This is a genomic window from Nitratireductor sp. GISD-1A_MAKvit, from assembly GCF_040819555.1.
Taxonomy (GTDB): domain Bacteria; phylum Pseudomonadota; class Alphaproteobacteria; order Rhizobiales; family Rhizobiaceae; genus Nitratireductor.
On the sequence record NZ_CP161920.1, the window covers coordinates 1415949 to 1434075 of the forward strand.

17 protein-coding genes and 1 pseudogene are annotated in these 18127 nt (G+C 59.9%); 6 read left to right on the top strand and 12 right to left on the bottom strand.

The annotated features are described in order from the left end of the window. Positions 1-5: 5 nt before the first annotated feature. A pseudogene (locus AB2N04_RS08075) lies at positions 6-789 on the bottom strand (SDR family oxidoreductase). Between the two features lie 457 nt (positions 790-1246). Here AB2N04_RS08075 and AB2N04_RS08080 point away from each other — a divergent pair. Genes AB2N04_RS08080 through AB2N04_RS08095 form a run of 4 tightly spaced genes read left to right on the top strand, consistent with a single transcriptional unit; the run spans position 1247 to position 5862 of the window. Continuing rightward, positions 1247-2620, top strand: a complete 1374-nt coding sequence (locus tag AB2N04_RS08080) for a glucan biosynthesis protein (RefSeq protein ID WP_367718204.1) — start codon at positions 1247-1249, stop codon at positions 2618-2620. A gap of 47 nt (positions 2621-2667) precedes the next feature. Further along, positions 2668-2823, top strand: coding sequence for a hypothetical protein (locus AB2N04_RS08085; RefSeq protein ID WP_367718206.1), 156 nt, complete (start codon positions 2668-2670; stop codon positions 2821-2823). Between the two features lie 48 nt (positions 2824-2871). Next, positions 2872-4668, top strand: coding sequence for a glucans biosynthesis glucosyltransferase MdoH (gene mdoH, locus AB2N04_RS08090; protein WP_367718208.1), 1797 nt, complete (start codon positions 2872-2874; stop codon positions 4666-4668). 12 nt (positions 4669-4680) lie between these two features. Further along, positions 4681-5862, top strand: a complete 1182-nt coding sequence (locus AB2N04_RS08095) for an OpgC family protein (protein WP_367718210.1) — start codon at positions 4681-4683, stop codon at positions 5860-5862. Positions 5863-5910: 48 nt separating this feature from the next. Here the strand turns inward: AB2N04_RS08095 and AB2N04_RS08100 are convergent, their stop codons facing one another. From AB2N04_RS08100 to AB2N04_RS08150, 11 genes are all read right to left on the bottom strand, one after another. Then, positions 5911-6507 carry a dihydroxyacetone kinase subunit L gene (locus AB2N04_RS08100; protein ID WP_367718212.1) on the bottom strand — a complete coding sequence of 199 codons (597 nt, stop codon included), beginning with the start codon at positions 6505-6507 and terminating at the stop codon, positions 5911-5913. Between the two features lie 9 nt (positions 6508-6516). Continuing rightward, positions 6517-7512, bottom strand: a complete 996-nt coding sequence (locus AB2N04_RS08105) for a dihydroxyacetone kinase subunit DhaK (RefSeq protein ID WP_367718214.1) — start codon at positions 7510-7512, stop codon at positions 6517-6519. Between the two features lie 37 nt (positions 7513-7549). Beyond that, positions 7550-8566: an ABC transporter permease gene (locus AB2N04_RS08110; RefSeq protein WP_367718216.1), complete on the bottom strand. Its 1017-nt coding sequence runs from the start codon at positions 8564-8566 to the stop codon at positions 7550-7552. Beyond that, on the bottom strand, positions 8563-8943 hold the full coding sequence (locus tag AB2N04_RS08115; RefSeq protein ID WP_367718218.1) for an ATP-binding cassette domain-containing protein: 381 nt from the start codon (positions 8941-8943) through the stop codon (positions 8563-8565). The genes AB2N04_RS08110 and AB2N04_RS08115 overlap by 4 nt, the downstream gene beginning before the upstream one ends. Next, positions 8927-10078, bottom strand: a complete 1152-nt coding sequence (locus AB2N04_RS08120; RefSeq protein ID WP_367718219.1) for a sugar ABC transporter ATP-binding protein — start codon at positions 10076-10078, stop codon at positions 8927-8929. The genes AB2N04_RS08115 and AB2N04_RS08120 overlap by 17 nt, the downstream gene beginning before the upstream one ends. Positions 10079-10230: 152 nt before the next feature. Further along, the gene (locus AB2N04_RS08125) at positions 10231-11115 is read right to left on the bottom strand and encodes an autoinducer 2 ABC transporter substrate-binding protein (RefSeq protein ID WP_367718221.1); all 885 of its coding nucleotides are present in this window, start codon (positions 11113-11115) and stop codon (positions 10231-10233) included. Positions 11116-11305: 190 nt separating this feature from the next. Then, the gene (locus tag AB2N04_RS08130) at positions 11306-12799 is read right to left on the bottom strand and encodes an FGGY-family carbohydrate kinase (protein ID WP_367718223.1); all 1494 of its coding nucleotides are present in this window, start codon (positions 12797-12799) and stop codon (positions 11306-11308) included. Beyond that, a complete protein-coding gene (locus AB2N04_RS08135; RefSeq protein ID WP_367718225.1) occupies positions 12799-13899 on the bottom strand; it encodes a M42 family metallopeptidase in 1101 nt (366 codons plus the stop codon). Before AB2N04_RS08135 ends, AB2N04_RS08130 begins: the two co-directional genes overlap by 1 nt. Then, positions 13896-14828 (bottom strand): ABC transporter permease, encoded by a 933-nt coding sequence (locus AB2N04_RS08140; RefSeq protein ID WP_367718226.1) that lies wholly within the window; start codon positions 14826-14828, stop codon positions 13896-13898. The genes AB2N04_RS08135 and AB2N04_RS08140 overlap by 4 nt, the downstream gene beginning before the upstream one ends. Positions 14829-14903: 75 nt before the next feature. Then, complete coding sequence (locus AB2N04_RS08145) at positions 14904-15713, bottom strand: BtpA/SgcQ family protein (protein ID WP_367718228.1); 810 nt, start codon at positions 15711-15713, stop codon at positions 14904-14906. Positions 15714-15748: 35 nt separating this feature from the next. After that, positions 15749-16522 (bottom strand): DeoR/GlpR family DNA-binding transcription regulator, encoded by a 774-nt coding sequence (locus AB2N04_RS08150; protein WP_367718230.1) that lies wholly within the window; start codon positions 16520-16522, stop codon positions 15749-15751. A gap of 262 nt (positions 16523-16784) precedes the next feature. Between AB2N04_RS08150 and AB2N04_RS08155 the strand changes: the two genes are divergently transcribed. Beyond that, positions 16785-17459 carry an amino acid ABC transporter permease gene (locus AB2N04_RS08155; protein ID WP_367718232.1) on the top strand — a complete coding sequence of 225 codons (675 nt, stop codon included), beginning with the start codon at positions 16785-16787 and terminating at the stop codon, positions 17457-17459. After that, the gene (locus AB2N04_RS08160; RefSeq protein WP_206546935.1) at positions 17456-18127 is read left to right on the top strand and encodes an ABC transporter permease subunit; all 672 of its coding nucleotides are present in this window, start codon (positions 17456-17458) and stop codon (positions 18125-18127) included. Before AB2N04_RS08155 ends, AB2N04_RS08160 begins: the two co-directional genes overlap by 4 nt.

Consider the following 18127-nt stretch of genomic DNA (forward strand, 5'->3'; position numbering starts at 1 on the left):
GCGAATTAGACGGAGCGCGTTGCGCCGCCGTCGATCCGTATCTTCGTTCCGGTGACGTAGGAGGCCCGCTCGGAGGCAAGGAAAACCGCCATGTTGGCAAATTCCTCAGGCTCGCCATAGCGTCCCATCGGGATGGTGCCGGCGGCAGCGGCGGAAACTTCTTCCACCGGTTTGCCGGAGCGGTCTGCTGCGGCGGTGTCCAGTTCGACCACGCGCTGGGTGTGAATGCGGCCCGGCATCAGTATGTTGACGGTTACCCCGTCCCGGGCGACTTCCGTGGCCAGTGTCTTCGACCATCCCACGATCGCAGAGCGGATGCCGTTGGAGAGTGCCAAAACCGGGATGGGCTGCTCCACGCCTGACGACGTCACGGTGAGGATGCGACCCCATTTGCGCTCGCGCATGGCGGGCAGAAGACGACCGGTCAGATGGAAGATGTTGGCAGCCATTGTCTCGAAATTCGAGATCCAGTCATCGCGTCTGGCATCGACTGCGGTGGAAGGAGGCGGGGCCGCCGGTGTTGTTCACGAGGATGTCGACGCCGCCATCGGCCAGGAGCTGCTCAGCGAGGTCATCAATGGCAGCCTGGTTCGACAGGTCGAGCCCGTAAGCCTCGACCGGACCGGCATCCGCCGGCAGTTCCCTGGCCCACGCTTCGATCCTGTCCTTGCTGCGTGCGGCTGCAATCACGGTCGCGCCTTCCTTCGCCAGCCCCTGGGCGATGGCGGCGCCAAGGCCACGACTTGCGCCAAGCACAAGGGCGCGCTTGTTTTTCAATCCTAGGTCCATCGACAAATTCCCGGGTTGTTGCACTGCATTCGCAGCGTGTTCAAAACACGCACGCAGTGATGAATGATGGGTTTTCTCACCTATGATGAGACCGTGCGATTGGGCACGATTCAGAACAGGATTGCAAGTCTCGAGGGGACGCTGTACAGCGATCCACCGCTCGACGCAGGGCCTTCAAATCTTGGTAACGGTCCGTCTCCGAATGTTACGACTTCTGCCGAAACTAAACCGCAATTGATGCGTTCAAAGCGCGTGGTTTCATCCTGAGTTTCATTGCATACGAGTTCCTTATATGGATCGACGATCTTTTCTTTTTTCCTGCCTCTCAGCAGCGCTGTTAGGCTCTTCAAGCCTGACCACGCATGCAACCCCAGCGCGATCCGAAGGTCTTGTTCCGCAAGGCCTTGAGCCGAAGCCTGAAGCACAGGCATTTTCGTTTGAAGCGCTCACGGAAGCGATGAAGACGAAGGCCTCCGAGCCTTTCTCGAAGGTTGAATATGAACTGCCCGAACAAATCGCAGGGCTGACCTATGACCAGCATCGGGCGATTCGATTTCGCCCCGACAACGCCTTGTGGCAGGGCGAGGCGCCGTTCGAATTGCAGGCCTTTCACATGGGCTGGCTCTTCAAGGAGCCGGTGCGTCTTTATTCCGTCGAGGATGAGCGGGCCGCTCCGATCATCTTTACCGGTCGCGATTTCGAGTATCGCAAGCCGCTTGATCCGGCGCGGTTTGAGGATCTGGTCATGGAGGGCGAGGCCGGTTTTCGTCTGCACTATCCGCTGAACGCGCCCGACGTGATGGACGAGCTCGTGTCCTTTCTCGGAGCGAGTTACTTTCGCGCTCTCGGCCGGGACACGCTCTATGGACTTTCTGCGCGGGGGCTGGCCATCGATACGGCCACCGCAGATGGGGAGGAATTCCCGCGTTTCACTGAATTTTACATCGAGAAACCGACCCGGAGAAGCAAGGAAGTCACCGTTTATGCCGCGCTCGACAGCGAAAGCGTGACCGGAGCTTACCGCTTTGTGATCACGCCCGGCCGCAACACGGTGATGACCGTTACCGCGCGTCTTTTTGCCCGGAAGAACATCGGCCGCCTCGGTGTTGCGCCGATGACCTCGATGTTCCTTTTTGCTGAAAACAACGACAGCGTCTTTGATGACTACCGCGGACAGGTGCATGACAGTGACGGGCTGAAAATCGTGCGCAAGAATGGCGATGAACTTTGGCGCAATCTGAACAATCCTTCCGAATTGGCGACATCGTTCTTTTCCGAGGAAAGCCCGCAGGCCTTTGGCCTTTATCAGCGTGACCGCAGCTTTGCACATTTTCAGGATGCCGGCGCTCACTACGAACGCCGGCCGTCGCTGCTGGTGGAACCGCTTGAAGAGTGGGGACGGGGCAACATCACGCTTGTCGAGATTCCCACCGATCTCGAGGTCAATGACAACATCGTCGCGTTCTGGGTTCCCGAGCGGAACGTGAAGGCTGGTGACGCCCTTGAGTTTAACTATCGCCTGACCTGGGGCGCCATCGAGGAATCCACCAGCCGGGTTGCACGTGTCATGGCGCTGCGAACCGGTGAGGGGGGTGTCTCGGGCGTGAAGAACGACGCCGGGCTCCGCAAGTTTGTCGTCGACTTCGATGGGGCGGTTCTTCGGAACCTTCCCGATGACTCGAACATTGAAGCGGTCGTGAACGTCAGTCGGGGCGAGATCGCGCATTCGGCGGTTTCGCGCATCGACGGCAATGGAATGTGGCGCCTTGTGATTGACCTGAAACCAGTCGGAGGAGGCCCCGGTCGAGATGAGTGGATACCTCAAGCTTGACGACAGGCGCCTTTCCGAAATCTGGAGTTATCAGTGGAGAGATACCGATGATGCACGATCTTGAGACCGGCGGCGAGCGTGTAACACTCGGTCGTCATGCCCTGCCTTCGGCCCCCATGGCCATGCCCGAACAGGTGCTTGAGCGGCGACGCAGCCGCCCGCCTCTCTTTTCTGTGCTGTTGAAGCGGCTGGCATGGAAATAGCCCTGTGAAGGCCAGTTCTCGGCGTGGGCGAACTTTGGTGGAAACGTTATGGTTAGCGTAAGGCGCGTTCTGTCGATCCTGTTCTGCCTTGTCATGGCCGGCCTGGTCTCTTCGCTTGCGGTTGGATATTTCTCCGCCGACGGTATTCAGTGGATCGATGCGATCCGGATCGTCCTGCTTGCAGCGAGCACGGCCTGGCTTGCATGGGGAGCAGCATATGCTTTCAACGGTCTTCTTGCTCCTCGTGCCAGACGCACAGACAGTTCAATAGAATTAGGTTCTTCAGTTGGACGAACAGCAGTTCTGGTGCCAGTCTATAACGAGGATCCGGTCAAGACGTTCTCGCATGTGGCCGCGATGATCGGCAGCCTTCACCAGACGGGTGTGGCGGGTTTATTCGACTTCGCAATACTTTCGGACACGCGTGATGAAGATGTCGCGCGGGAAGAAGAACGCTGGTTTCAGCGATTACAGCTCGAATGCGCGGCGCATACCCGGATCTTCTATCGGCGCCGGGAAAAGAACACGGGTAAGAAGGCGGGCAATGTCGCCGATTTCATCCGGACGTCCGGCGCGCTCTACGAGTATCTGATCGTGCTTGATGCCGACAGTCTCATGGAAGGCGCGACAATGGCCGAAATGGTGCGGCGCATGGATCGCGAGCCGGGGCTTGGCCTGCTTCAGACACTTCCAAAAATCGTGCACGCACGCTCCTTCTTCGGTCGCGCAATGCAGTTTTCCACCGGCTATTACTCCCCCGTCTACACGCGCGGCCTTGCAGCACTGCAAGGCGATGCGGGGCCATTCTGGGGTCACAACGCGATTGTGCGGACACGGGCATTTGCCCAAAGCTGCGGCCTGCCTGAGCTTTCCGGTGCGCCGCCCTTCGGCGGGCACATTCTGAGCCATGACTATGTGGAAGCCGCACTCCTGACACGCAATGGATGGACAGTGCGCGTGGATCCGGATCTGACAGGCTCCTATGAAGAAGGACCCGACAATGTGGTGGATTTCGCCAAGCGCGACCGCCGCTGGTGTCAAGGGAACCTTCAGCATGGGCGTGTCATGGTGGCTCCGGGGCTGAAGCTGTGGAGTCGTTTCGTCTTCCTCCAGAACATCATGGCCTATGTTTCATCGCCACTCTGGGCCCTGTTCATAATCGCCTCTATTGCCGCGCCCTCGCTGAAAGGTGTGCCTGACTATTTTCCAGAGCCGGGACTTTTTCCGGTTTTCCCCAGAGTGGAACAGGGGTTGGCTCTGACCCTGCTGGTCGGTGTGTTCGGGCTTCTCATCGGCCCCAAACTGCTGATTGTTCTTCGCAGAGCGATCAGTGGGGAGAATGAAGCATTTGGGGGCACCGGCCGTGCGCTTCTGAATACGCTGACGGAGATATTGTCGACCAGTCTGCTTGCGCCAATCATGTTAATGTATCAGTGCCGGGCGGTCGTCGAGGTGCTCCTTGGGTTAGATGGCGGGTGGCCAGCCACGGACAGGGAAGCCGGGTCCGTCAGTCTTTCCGAAGCCTGGACGGCAAGCTGGTGGATCAGTGCGACCGGGCTTGTTACGCTTGGGCTCGCGTTCAATTTTGCACCTGAATATGTGGGCTGGCTGTTGCTGGTGGCGGGGCCGCAGGTGCTGGCTCCCGTTATCATCCATTTGAGCTCGCGCAGTGCGCTACCTGCCCGAGAGGCAGGGTTGTTCGAGACCTCCGACGATCGCGCGCCTGCGCCCGTGGTGCTGCGGCAGGAGGCCATTCTCTCACTCTGGCGCGATACCGAAAAACAGGTGGTGACTCCTCCTTCAGAGTTAAAAGAGCAGACTCTTGAAACCGCTGATGCGGATTAGGGAGACAACGAGATGAACGCTCCCTTTATCCCCGCAAGCGCTGGCAGAGACCAGCGACTTGACGTGTTTCGCGGCCTCGCGCTGATCACGATCTTCATCAACCATGTTCCGGGCAATCTGTACGAGAACTTCACGTCACGCAATTTCGGTTTTTCCGACGCCGCAGAGGCGTTTGTTCTGATGTCCGGGATCGCGGTGGGGCTGGCCTATTCGCGCGGATTTCAAAGTGGTTCACTTCGCAGCGCATGCATGAAGATCTGGCGCCGCGCCGGCCTGCTTTACATTACGCACATTGTCACGTCTGTCATGGCAATCGGACTGGTTGCCGCTGGAGCATTGTATCTCGGCGTGTTCGAGATGCTGAGCCGCATCAATTTCGGTCCGCTTCTCACGAAGCCGCTGCAAACCATGGTGGGGCTGCCGCTTCTCGGTCATCAGCTCGGCTATTTCAACATTCTGCCGCTTTATGCGGCGCTGTTGATCATTTCCCCGTTGTACATCCTGGTTGGTTTGCGCAGCCCGCTCGCCCTCATCGGTCTGGCCATCGGCGTCTGGATGCTTGCGGGGATGTTCCGTATCAACCTGCCGAATTACCCCAATCCGGGTGGCTGGTTTTTCAACCCGGTTTCGTGGCAGCTCATCTTCGCAATTGGGATTGCGGGTGGGCTGTGCATGCTGGAGGGCCGCCGGCTCGTGCCCTACAGGGCTTGGTTTTTCTGGCTCTGCAGCGCGTTTTTGATCTTTTCCTATGTCTGGATCGCATTGCGGGCAGGAGCGTTGCCCGGTCGCAGAATGCTACCGTTTTTCATTGCCGGGTTTGACAAGACGTTTCTGTCATTGCCTCGCCTGCTGCATGCATTGGCGCTGGCCTATGTTTTGGTAAATCTGACTTTCATTTCACGCATGTTTCGCTGGCGGGTGTTTCGCCCTGTGGAGTTGATGGGGCAGAACGGTCTTGCCGTTTTCGCCACGGGTTCGGTGCTGGCCATTGCTTTGCAGATATTGCGTTTGCGGTTTGAACCAAACCTGCTCTCCGACGCATTCCTGCTCGTCGGCGGCCTGGCTATCCAGTATGGCGTTGCGCGCTTCCTCGCGTTGCAAAAATCGGAACGGAAGCCGGTAGGCAAAGCGGCCGGGAACGGCTTTATTGCAGCGCCTGTTGAGAAAGAGAAGCTGCGGGAAAGCGTTCTTTGAAAATCGCCCGGCGGTGATGCGCTGTCCCGCCGGGCGTTATTGGGCCTCCTAGGCGTTGTCGAGCCCCTCGACAATGCGCAGGAAGGCCAATTGCCCCGGATCGGCAAGCCCTTTGCTTTTTTCGCCGAACATACGTGCCCGGCCGAGCTTGTTGGGGCGAACGCGAAATGTGTCGACGGTCTGTGAGACGGCATTTTTTGCCGCTTGGACCATTGCGTGAGGCGGTGCCTCCTTTAGTGCGCCGGCCAGAGCATCGAGACTGTCGAGTACGGTCTTGTCACCAAGATTGCCCTTTCCGCGCGCCATCATGGCGTCGCGTGCGGCGGCGACGAGGCCGGATATTTCCTCCGGCTCGATACGGGATTTCCCCTTTTCAAGTTTCGCTGCTGCCATGAAACCCGTGGCAAGCAGCGTGCCATAGGAGGATGACGAGACGCGCTGAAAAGCCTTTGCGATTTCGAAGAGCGCCATGCCCACATCATCGGGAAGCTCTGCCGCAGCGGCCTCTTCGAACCCCTTGGAGACCGTGATGCCAAGGTCTCCGTCTCCGAGGGCGCCATCGGCGGCGCAAAGCTCCTCGCTCGCTGCAGCGGTATGGGACGCGATGCGTTTGAGAGCATCTGAAATCGCCTTGCTGTCGATCATTGTTTGCTCCTAGACGCGCCAGAAAGCGCATTCGGCCGGCGCCTTGAGCAGACCTTCCAGTTCATCGTCCAGCTTGATCATCGTGATCGTTGCGCCGGTCATTTCCATGGATGTCGCATAGCGGCCAACGAGCGGCATCACGATCTCGACGCCGAGCGCATCGAGCTTCTGCTTCGCGTGCCGATAGAGAATGTAGAGTTCTTCGGCCGGAGTTGCGCCCAGTGAGTTCACGAGAATGGAAATGCGGTCGCCCTTTGCCAGAGGCTGGTCGGCCATGAGGCGCTCCAGCATTTCTTCTGCAATCTCGTCGGCGGGCTTGATCGCATCGCGCCAGATGCCGGGCTCACCATGGATGCCCATGCCCATTTCCATTTCGGTCTCGCCGATCTCGAAGGTCGGCTTGCCCGCCTGCGGGATGGTGCAGGGCGTCAGTGCCATACCGATGGAGCGGCAGGCATCGGCGGTTTTCTGGGCGATGCGGGTGACTTCATCCAGATCGCCGCCGCGCTCGGCGGCAGCACCTGCGATCTTGAAAGCATAGACCATGCCGGCCACGCCGCGCCGCTTCTCGGCCTCTTCCTTCGGGGCCGAAACCACATCGTCGGTCAGAAGCACGGTGGTGGTGCGAATATCGTGCTCCATTTCGGCCATTTCGCCGGCCATGTCGAAATTCATGACATCGCCGCCATAATTGCCATAGAGGCGCAACACGCCGGCGCCGCCATCGGCCAGACGGATCGCCTCGGCCATCTGTTCGGCAGACGGGCTGGCGAAGACATCGCCAATGGCACAGGCATCGAGCAGGCCGGTGCCCACATAGCCGGTAAAGATGGGCAGATGGCCGGAGCCACCGCCGGTCACGATCCCGACCTTGCCTTTTTTCGCGCCTGCGGCCCGTGCGATGACGCGGCGCACGGGCTGAGCGTAGGTTTCAGGATGGGCTGCGACCATCCCCTCCAGCATTTCATCGACATAGTCGGCAGGGTTGTTCAGGATCTTTTTCATGGCTTGTCCTCCCAGGGAGTTGTCTTCAAACGGATGGTCACGCCTCCAGTGGGCGTTTCAGGCGCTGGCGGTGTTTCGCAAGACGGTCGATGACGATGGGCAGTCCGGTACCGACGATGATCAGACAGCCGATCACGAATTTCTGCCAGTAGGATGGAACGCCGGCCATCAGAAGCGTCGTGTTGATCATGGTGATGACGAAAACGCCAAGGAGCGTGCCGAGCACCGTGCCATGCCCGCCGGTGATGCGCGCACCGCCCAGGACCACAGCCGCGATGACGTTGAGTTCCATGCCAACCAGATCGAACGGATTGGCCATGCGCGAGAGCGTCACATGCGTCATGCCCGCCAGTCCGGCAATCGCACCTGCGATTACATAGATCAACACCTTGACCCGCTTGATACGGATCCCGATGCGCTGGGCCGCCTCTTCCGAACCGCCGATGGCATAGACCTTCCGACCGAAAACGGTGAAGTTCATGATAATGGCAAGGACGATGGTCACTGCCACCAGAACCAGAAAGGAGGCAGGCAGCGAAACCATCTGGCCAACGGTGTTCTCGATGCGAATGAGAATCGTGCGGGAAAAATTGATCACCTCACGCGGCACCGAGGTGATGTAGGTGGTGCCGAGGAAGGTGAGCAGCGCGCCGCGGAAAAAAGACAGCGTGCCCAGGGTGACAATCAGCGTGTTCAATCCAAGCCCACCGATCAACACCCCGTTGATCAGCCCGAGCCCCGCACCGATGATTGCGGCGATGACGAAATAGGCGATGATCGGCAGATCGAGGTCGATGCCGAGAACGATCTTCATTGTCGCATACATGGCAAAGGCGCCGATGGCGGTGTGCGAGACATCGATACCGCCGGAGGCGAGAACCATCATCACGCCAAGCGCGAAAATACCGGTCACAAGCCCGTTGCGAGCAAGGTCGATCAGCGTGGCAGGTGTGAAAAACGCCGGATTGATAAGGCCCAGAACGAGGGCGAAAAGGACCGCGACGAAGAACACGATGCCCTGTGACGTGGCAAAGATGCGGGCCAGCGCGTTCATGCCCGGTCCTCCCTGATGACTTCGTTGTAAAGTGTGTCTTCATCCACCGTCGCGGCGTCGAAGCCTGCAGTGATGCGTCCGCGCACCATCACCAGAATGCGGTCGGAGAGGGCGAGCGCTTCGGAAATGTCGTCGGTCACGACCATGACCGCCGTGCCGCTGCGGCTGAGTGAGACGAGCAATTCGTGGATTTCGCGTTTCGAGCCCACATCGACACCCACGGTGGGGCCGTTCAGGATCAGCAGGCGGGGATTGCGCTCCATCCAGCGGGCCAGAACGACACGCTGCTGATTGCCGCCCGAAAGTGTCGCCACGGCAGGCGTGACGTCGGGGGTCTTGATGCGCAGGTTTTTCACTGCATCACGGGCGCGCTGCATCAGGCCCTGTCGCGCTGACAATGCCAAGCTTTGTCGATTTCTCCAGACTTGAAACGGTGATGTTGTCGCCGATCGGCTGGTTCAGGAAGAGACCCTCCGTCAGCCGGTCTTCCGGCACATAGGCGATGCCCCGCTCGATGGCATCGTGCTGGCTTTTCAAAGTGACGGCATTGCCATCGATCTCGATGCGCCCGGCATCCGGCTGCATATAGCCGAACAGGGTCTGTGCCAGCTCGGTCCGGCCGGACCCCAGAAGGCCGACCACGGAGACGATTTCCCCTGGTCTCAGTTCCAGATCCACATCGACGAAATTGCCGCGGCGACCGAGGCCGCGGGCCGCGAGGAAGGGGCGCTGGAGAGGGCTCTCTTCGCGCGGCAGCCGCTGGCTATCCACCGATCGACCGGTCATGGCTTCCACAAGCCGCCCGGCATCGAACTCACCGATGGGCCCTTCCACCACAACGGCGCCGTCGCGCAGAACCGTCACCGTATCGCAGACGGCAAAAACCTCTTCGATCTTGTGGCTCACGAAAAGAAAGGAAACGCCTTCCTTCTTGAGCGCGGCGACGATGTCGAGCAGATGGGCCACCTCGCTGCGCGTGAGCGCGGTGGTCGGCTCATCCATCACGATGATGCGCGCCTCATTGGCCAGTGCCCGGGCAATGGCGACGAGCTGTTTCGAGGCAACCGGCAGAAGTTCAACCGGCGCATCGGGGTCGATCTCCACCTGCATGCGCTTCAGTGTGTCCATGGCCAGTTTGCGGCGGGCGCTGCGCCTGTGAATGACATCACCCGAAGTGACCGATGTGAGGAAACCGATATTCTCCCAGACGCTCAAATTGGGAAAGAGCGAAAAGTCCTGGTAGATGACCGAAAGGCCCGCCGTGATGGCCCCCATGGGATCGTTGCCCAATTGACGGCCATTCAGCCAGACCTGACCTGCATCCGCGCTCACCACGCCCGACAGGATCTTGATCAGTGTTGATTTTCCGGAGCCGTTTTCGCCGGCCAGACACCGCACCTCTCCGGTGCTGAGTTCGAGATTGACGTCCTCCAGCACGCGCACCGGGCCATAGGCCTTGCGGATGTCCTGCATTCGCAGAATGGGCGTGCTTCCGCTCGCTTCGTCGTTCATGGGAAATCTCTGTTGTTCAGGCAAGGCCGCCGGGCAGATGTGGCCCGGCGGCGGTTGGATCGAGAGGCGCGCAGACGATTGCTGGCCCTGACGACAGGGTTGCAATCGGGCTCCATGCGTCTCTCGCTTCCGGTCACGTCAACACGCCATGATCAGAAGTCGTAATCGCTCATGTTGTCGGTGGTGACATCGACCCAGGCCTGACCGTAGAGCACCTTGCCGTCGAGCTTGATGGCATTGTAGCCCTCGACGCCGAGGTCCATGCCGTCGGTGATTTCCTTGCCTTCAATGGCCATGGAAGCGACCTTGTTCATGGCGATGCCGGCCTTTGCCGGATCCCAGAAGGAGATCATGTTGATGGCACCGGTCTCCAGATAGGGACCTGCAACCGAAACAAGGCTTGTGCCGACGATCTTGACCTTACCGTCGAGCCCCGCTTCCTCTACCGCCAGAGCCGCGCCCACGACATCTTCACCGGCCGAGCCCTGAATGCCCTTCAGGTTCGGATAGGTGCGCAGAAGTTCCTTGGTCTTCTGGTATGCGGTCTGCTGCTGCTCGTTGCTCTCCAGCTTGTCGGTGACAAGCGTCATGTTCGGGTACTTTTCCTTCTGGTACTCGATTGCGGCGTCGACCCATTCATTGTGGGTCTTGGCCGTCAGGTGACCGACGAACACGGCATATTCGCCTTCGCCGCCCATGGCCTGTGCGAGCGCTTCCATCAGGTGACGACCGTAGGCCGCGTTGTCGAAGGCTTCGACGTCGTAGGTGATGTTTTCGAGGCTGGATGCTTCGTGGCCGACCACCTTGATGCCGGCGTCGAGTGCTTTGCCAAGCACGGGCTCAAGCGCCTCGGGAGAGTTCGGCACAACGGTGATTGCGTCGACCTTCTTGGCAATCAGATCCTCGATCATCTGGACCTGAAGTGCGGCATCGGCAGATGCCGGACCAACCTGGGTCGCGTCATGGCCGGTTTCGGCGGCATATTCCTTGACGCCTTCTTCCATGCGGTTGAACCAGGCAATGCCCGACAGTTTCACGACCGTAACGATTGAGTGCTTGGCGTCCTGGGCGTGGGTAACGGCGCCGGCCCCCGACGATCAGCGCGGCGCCAAGCGCCACTCCGGTGGTGAGTTTCCTTAAATTCAAAGCCATGTGACTCCTCCTCCTGGTCTTCTAACATGCCCCGGCAGCCGGACTGGCCACCTGTCAGGCTTCATCGGACGTCCGCTACTGGGCTCCCCTCATCAGATCGCTGTTGCGGGCGTACAATTCCTTGAACGTGCGATAGCGCACATCGTGGATGGCGCGGTTTTCCTCCTGCGGAGCAATGCTGCGTTCCATCGGGTTCCAGCGCCGGATGTCGTCGCTGCCTGCTGCGCCCACGGAGACGGCAGCGAGAAATGCATTTCCAAAGGCCGCGCCCACTGTGTTTGCGGCGACATCCTGTGTCTTGCCGCTGGCGTCGGAAATTGCCTCAGACCAGACGTCGTTCTTGGTTCCGCCACCGACAGCGGCGATGCGCTCGATTTTGGCGCCGGCCGCTTCGTAGGTCTCGATGATTGACGTCACGCCGTAGGCGATGCCTTCAAGAAAGCCGCGATAGACATCTGCCCGCGTGTGAGTGAGATCCAGCCCAAAGATCATCCCGCGCGCATGGGGGTCGTGGATAGGGGTACGTTCGCCGGAAAAATATGGAAGGACGACGATGCCGTTGGCGCCGACCGGCGCGTTCGCTGCCTCTTCAGCGAGCAGGCGCAGCGCATCTTCATCATCCAGCTCGCGGGCGAACTGTTCCTGAAACCAGCGGGTGAGCGTGCCGCTGGTCGAAGTGCCGGACATGCAGGCGTGCTGCCCCTCGAACAACCAAGGGGCATACCAGAGCCGACCGTCTTCGACACGGTGGTCCGTGACCAGAATGATGAACATGGTCGAGCCATACATCATCATCATTTCGCCGGTTCCCAGAACCCCGACACTGACGGCCTCGGCAGCAGCGTCGATGGTGCCTGCCGTAACCGGCGTACCGGGGGCAAGTCCGGTTTCCTTCGCCGCCTGTTCCGTAACATGGCCGGCAATCTCGGTGCTCCACAAAAGCTCCGGCAGCCGCTCCGGTTCGATGATGCGATCCGCATAGCGGTCGTTCCATCGATTGGTTCGGATATCGTAGAGCGGGCTGGAGGACGCCGCAGAATAGTGATCGATGACGAAACGTCCCGTCAGCCGGTGCACGAGGAAGGATGACGAGTTCATGACCTTGTGGGTGCGGGCGTAGATCTCCGGCCTGTTCTTCTTAAGCCAGAGAATCTTGGGGCCAACCGATTGCGAGGTGAGGCTGTTGCCGCATTCTGCAAGCAGCGTCTCCTCGCCGATCTCGGCGGTCAGTTCCTCAATCTCCTCGGAAGCGCGGGTGTCGACGCCATAGAGAACGGCGTTCATCAGCGGCTTGCCGTCTTCATCGACCGGCAGCATGCAGGGACCGATGCCGCTGGCCGCCACTGCCTTGATGTCATCGGGGGCAACACCGGCGGTAGCAATCAGTTCCTGGCTGATGGAACAGAATTCGCCCCACCAGTCTTTCTCGGCGTCATGTTCGGCCCAGCCGGGCTGTGGCACGATCATGTCGTGCCGTCGCTTCGCCGTGGCCAGAATGCGTCCCTCGCCGTCGGCCAGAACGCCCTTGGTCTCGAAGGTTCCGATATCGATGCCGAGATAGCAGCCCATCAGGTGTAGTCATCCCGGTTAAGGCTGAAATCGGCGTCGACCCGGCGGATCGCGGCGATCAGCAGTTTCGTGAGGGCTTCCAGGTCGCGAAGGTCGCACATTTCGAGCGAGGTGTGGGTGTAGCGGCAGGGGAAGCACATATCGATGCAGGCAACGCCTTCATTGACGAGCTGCACATACGAAGAGTCGGTCAGTGCACCGGTGTGGGCCGTGCGCTGAAGATTGATGCCCTCGGCGGCGGCGGTGTCTGAGAAGAGCTTCGGCAATGCCGGGTGCGGGATGGTGCCGTTCAGCGTGCCGCGCCCGTGGAACGAATAGAGGCTCATCGCCGGGCCATTGCCGAGCGCCACTTCACCGCGCTGGGTCATGTCCGGCGTGTCGGCATTGAGCGCCAGATCGAGCTGGATCGCGATGTCTGGATTGATCGCGCGGGCAGCGACCATTGCACCCTGAAGGTTGAACTCCTCAAGCACCGCGAAGACAAAATGCACCGTGGGGCGCGGGCCTTTTGCGGCGAGCGCGCGGGCAACCTCGACGATCACCGCGCAGCCTGCCCGGTCGTCAACCGAGGTGCCGATAAGGCGATTCTCGTTGAGTTCGATGACGCGCGGATCATAGACCACCGGCGTTCCGATCTCGATGCCCAGCGCCTTGACGCCTTCGGCGTCCTCCGCGCCAACATCTATGAACACTTCCTGATAGGGCGTGACCTTGTACTTCTCTTCCGGCGGCGTGGCATGATGGCTCTTGTTGGCAATCACGCCCTGCACATCGCGGCCTTCGCCGACACAGAACAGCACGGCCTGCGCGGGAAGGGCCTTCTCCGGAATGCCGCCCAGTCGTTCGATGCGCACAAGGCCATTGTCCTCGATCTTGCGCACCATGAAACCGAGCTGGTCGGTGTGGGCAAAAAGCATGACCGAAGGTGCACCCTCGTCACCTTCCAGCGTGGCGATCAGATTGCCCAGGCGATCCGTGCGGATGGACAGCGGCAGATCGGAGAGCTCTTTCTCGATGCGGCGACGGACGCGGTCTTCATGACCGGACAGACCCGGCGTCAGCATCAGGTTTTTGAGCAGGGAGCGGAGGCGCTCTTTCATGTTTGGTGAGCCTTTCGTTTGAAAAACGCCTTCACATCGAAGGAACCGAATGCCGCGCGATAAGACATGACAGCGATCAGAAGGCCGCCGAAAAACAGGTCGCGGGAGAAGGCGCTGAAGGAGAGGATGTTGAGCCCGCTGGAAATGAACTGCAGGCAGATCACCGCAAGGGCAACGCCGGTGACGGTGCCGAAGCCACCGGCAGGGCTTACGCCAGCAAGGATGTTGATGAGGATGACCAGCAGCAGATAGGAGCTGCCATAGTCCGCATTGGCCGAATTGACGCGTGCAAGGACCACCAGGCCTGCGAGCGCAGCTATGAAACCGGCAATGGCATAGATCTGGATAATCAGCCTTTTTCCCGGAACGCCAGCGAAATCGGCGGCAACCGGGTTGGCTCCGAAGAGGCGCAGGCGCATCCCAACCGGCGTGCGGCGCAGAAGGAAGGCAAGCCCTGAAGCGACGAGCGCAAACAGAACGAGCGGAAGCGGGAGAACGCCGCCGATCGTCCAGTTGCCGAATGCCGTATACCAGTCGGGTAATCCGGTGATGGCCGGTCCGCGTGTGATGATGATGCCGATGCCGGCGAAAAGCTGCATGCTGCCCAGTGTCGCGAGGATGGGCGGCAGGCGCAGATAGGCAACCAGAAAGCCGTTGAATGCGCCGCAGGCAAGGCCGACGGCGAGACCGGCGGGAATGGCGAGCCAGGCCACTTCCGGTCCGGCCTTCATGGTTACGGCCGCCACGATTGAGGCCAGATTGGCGACGGCGACGACCGAAAGGTCGATGCCGCCGGAAATCATTGTCGGAAGAACCGCGAGCGACAGAAGCCCGAACTCCGGGAACTGGAAGCCCATGGACTGAAGGTTTGACGATGACAGGAATGTCGGGCTGGCGATTGCGAGCGCAACGAATATTAGCGCCGTCAATATGCCCAGGCTCCTCAAATGTGAGCCTGTCGTGTCCTGTCTAGCGTCCATGGTCTTCCTCCCAGGTCTTTCTGATCAGCCGCCGCGGGCGGTCTTGACGATCTGCATGAACTCCTTGGCACGCTCCGGATCGACCGGATTCCAGGTGTTCCCATCGACCTTGAGTGAGGATCCGACGATGCAACCATCGGCGATTTTGAGGATGTCGGCCACTGTGTTGTGGCGTACGCCCGTATTGGCCAAAACCGGCGTGTCGGTGACCTTTTCCTTGACCGATTTGAGATCGGTCATCTCGGCGGCCTCGCCGGTGATGGCGCCCGAAACGAGGACGGCATCGGGGATGGAAGAGAACACGGCGGAGCGGGCGCGGTCGGCAAGCGGGCGCTTGTCCATGGAATCGGCGAATTCGGCGGACACGTTGTAGAGCATGACCAGATCGTCGCGCCCAAGACGGTTGCGGTAGCGCAGCGCCTCACCAGCATTTGGCGTCCACGGGCCCATATCGGAGGCGTAGGTGCCTGTGAAGATCTCACGGACGAAGGACGCGCCGGTTGCCGTTGCAAGTGCAACCGTGCTCATGGGATCCCACAGAACGTTCACGCCGAATGGCTTCTTGATCTCATTGCGCAACTGACCGACCACGAAAGCCATTGCGGCGGTGGAAGCGGTGTCGACCTGCAGCTCATAGGGGCGGTCATTCTCGTTGCCGAACATCACGGCGTCGACATCGGCTTCCTGCAGAGCGATGAGATCCCTGCGCGCTGCGGCCACGATGCCGTCAATGCCCGCATCCGCATCATAAAGGGGCGAGCCGGGCATCGGCAGAAGATGCACCATCGAGATGATGGGTTTCTTGTCGCCGAAGAGCTGCTTGAACTTTGACATTACTTGCCTTTCTTTCATGTTGTCGGCCGCGTCTGTCAGACGAGGGTTATGGCCGGTATCATTTCCCGATAGGAGGCGACCAGTTCCTGCCCGCCCCTGTCGGTGATGAGTTCGTCTATGGCGTCGAGCCCGCAGACTTCCGCGAATGCACGTTTGCCGAATTTGCTGTGATCGGTGATGGCCACGGTTCTTTTTGCGCGGGATATCGCCAGGCGCTTTGTCTCGGCCTCATCGAAGGTGGCTGTGGTGATGCCGTTTTCGTCCAGCGCATCGGCGGCCAGAAAACAGACATCAGCCTGTATGCTCTTCAGGGCATCCTTGGCCCAGTTTCCCACCACGCTGAAATAGCCATTGCGCACGCGCCCACCCACGATATGGACCTCGGTTGGGCCGATGGAGGCGGCTTCGGCGACCTTCAGGTCCATCGTGACGATCGTGACGCGACGTCCAGCCAGTGCCCTGCCGATGGCAAGTGCGGTCGTGCCCGAGTCCAGCAACACCACCTGACCATCTTTCAGGCTGTCGGCGGCCTTCTGGCCAATGCGCTGTTTCACGTTCTGAAAATGGCGCACCTTTTCGAGAAACAGTGGCTCGGTATCGCCCTGACCAGCGCCGCGCGCGACCACGCCGCCATGGGTGCGTGTGACAATGCCCGTCTGCTCCAGAACGGAGAGATCCCTTCGCACGGTGGGCAAGGAAATGTTGAGGAGTTCGGCCAGCTCGGCCGTGCCCACACGCTTGCGCTCGATGATCACGTCGATCATCTGCTGCTGGCGTTCCTGCGGAAAGCGGTGGCGTGTGTTTGACAAAATATCCTCCCTGCGATGATCGTTAATGATCGTTATGACGTGAGTCAATAACTATCGATCAAAATTCACAGCCAGCAGGTCCTTGCGCGCCGATTGCCAGAGCGGCGCGGCTGGTTCCTGGTGCGGGGGAGCCTTGCGGTTTCTGTCGTATCGCCATGTGTGAGTGGAAAAAAAACGGCATCACCGATGTTTGTCTTCTTGACAGAACGTCTCGCGTTCACGTTAATGAAAGCGCTTTCACTTTTTGAGGAGAGGGGGGACGTTGAATCAGCTCTGGGTTACGCTTGCGCCGCACTTGCCCTTCATGCTCGACGGGTTTCTGCTCACCGTTCTCGCCTGCACGCTGGCGATCATCGGGGCGGTCATCATCGGGGCATTGATGGCGTCGCTTCGCACATCCGGAAACCGGATCGTGCGCGGAGTTGCGTTCGCCTATAGCGATGTGTTCCGCAACACGCCGTTCATTGTTCAGCTCTTTTTCTTCTTCTATGGCCTGCCGGAAATCGGCATCTATATCGGCGCGTTCGAGACCGGGGTGATCGCCCTGTCGATCATCGGCGGCGCGTTTGTTTCCGATGTCATCCGCTCGGGCATTCTCGCGGTCGATCAGGGGGTGATCGAAGCGGCAAAGGTGAGTGGCCTCAGCCGCTGGACCATTTTCACCAAAATCGTTCTGCCGATTGCGCTGCGCACCTCCGTACGCCCGATGGGCTCGGTGCTGATCAACATGGTTCTGACCTCTTCGATCCTGTCGACGATCACGATCAATGAACTGACGGGAACCGCCAAGATCGTGGCTTCGACCACCTTCAAGCCTTTCGAGGTGTATCTCGTGCTGCTCGTTCTCTACGCCTCGCTCACCTATGCGCTGTCGCTGCTGATCAACACGGTTCACAGGCGGCTCAACCGGGCGATGGATGCGGGAGGCGTGGCATGAGGTATGCGGATTTCACGCCCTATGATCTGGTGCTGCTTGCGCAGGGTCTGGGCGTCACGGTGGGGCTCTTCACGCTCACCACGCTTGTCGGTCTGCTGATCGCGGCGCTCTTCACCCTGGTCGACTATTACCGCGTGCCGGTGCTGCGGCAGGTGATTGTGACGGTGAGCGAAGCTCTCAAGAACTCTCCGGTCCTGGTCCAGCTCTTTCTGGTCTTCTTCGGCCTGCCGGCCTTCTTTCACATCAACATGACGCCGTTTGTGGCGGCATCGCTTACCATCAGCCTGAACACGGCGGCGTTTGCATTCGTGATCTTCCGCTCTGGCATCGATGCGGTGGAGGCGGAGCAGGTGGCGGCGGCAAAGGTCTATGGGCATTCGCGCTGGCAGATCCTGCGCTTCGTGCTTCTGCCGCAGGCTGCCGCGTTCTCCATCGGGCCGCTGGTCGGGCTTCTGGTGAACCAGCTTCAGGTCACATCGCTGATCTCGGTCATCGGCGTGTTCGATCTCACCAAGATTGGCAACATTCTCAACCTGCGCACGCTTGAGCCATTCATCGTGTGGACCGTGGTGGGGCTCCTCTACTACGCGCTGGCCAAGCTTCTGGCGAGTGTGGGCGCGCGCATTGAAAAGCGGCTGCGCAGGTCGGTCGTCTGGGAAGGAATCTGA

What these genes read in the sequence shown, in the direction of transcription:
- AB2N04_RS08145 (WP_367718228.1), bottom strand. Translation starts at nt 15,713, where the DNA reads ATGTCAAAGTTCAAGCAGCTCTTCGGCGACAAGAAACCCATCATCTCG.
- AB2N04_RS08130 (WP_367718223.1), bottom strand. Translation starts at nt 12,799, where the DNA reads ATGGGCTGCTATCTCGGCATCGATATCGGAACCTTCGAGACCAAGGGC.
- AB2N04_RS08115 (WP_367718218.1), bottom strand. Translation starts at nt 8,943, where the DNA reads ATGCAGCGCGCCCGTGATGCAGTGAAAAACCTGCGCATCAAGACCCCC.
- AB2N04_RS08110 (WP_367718216.1), bottom strand. Translation starts at nt 8,566, where the DNA reads ATGAACGCGCTGGCCCGCATCTTTGCCACGTCACAGGGCATCGTGTTC.
- AB2N04_RS08080 (WP_367718204.1), top strand. Translation starts at nt 1,247, where the DNA reads ATGAAGACGAAGGCCTCCGAGCCTTTCTCGAAGGTTGAATATGAACTG.
- AB2N04_RS08105 (WP_367718214.1), bottom strand. Translation starts at nt 7,512, where the DNA reads ATGAAAAAGATCCTGAACAACCCTGCCGACTATGTCGATGAAATGCTG.
- AB2N04_RS08100 (WP_367718212.1), bottom strand. Translation starts at nt 6,507, where the DNA reads ATGATCGACAGCAAGGCGATTTCAGATGCTCTCAAACGCATCGCGTCC.
- AB2N04_RS08120 (WP_367718219.1), bottom strand. Translation starts at nt 10,078, where the DNA reads ATGAACGACGAAGCGAGCGGAAGCACGCCCATTCTGCGAATGCAGGAC.
- mdoH (WP_367718208.1), top strand. Translation starts at nt 2,872, where the DNA reads ATGGTTAGCGTAAGGCGCGTTCTGTCGATCCTGTTCTGCCTTGTCATG.
- AB2N04_RS08135 (WP_367718225.1), bottom strand. Translation starts at nt 13,899, where the DNA reads ATGAAAGAGCGCCTCCGCTCCCTGCTCAAAAACCTGATGCTGACGCCG.
- AB2N04_RS08085 (WP_367718206.1), top strand. Translation starts at nt 2,668, where the DNA reads ATGATGCACGATCTTGAGACCGGCGGCGAGCGTGTAACACTCGGTCGT.
- AB2N04_RS08160 (WP_206546935.1), top strand. Translation starts at nt 17,456, where the DNA reads ATGAGGTATGCGGATTTCACGCCCTATGATCTGGTGCTGCTTGCGCAG.
- AB2N04_RS08095 (WP_367718210.1), top strand. Translation starts at nt 4,681, where the DNA reads ATGAACGCTCCCTTTATCCCCGCAAGCGCTGGCAGAGACCAGCGACTT.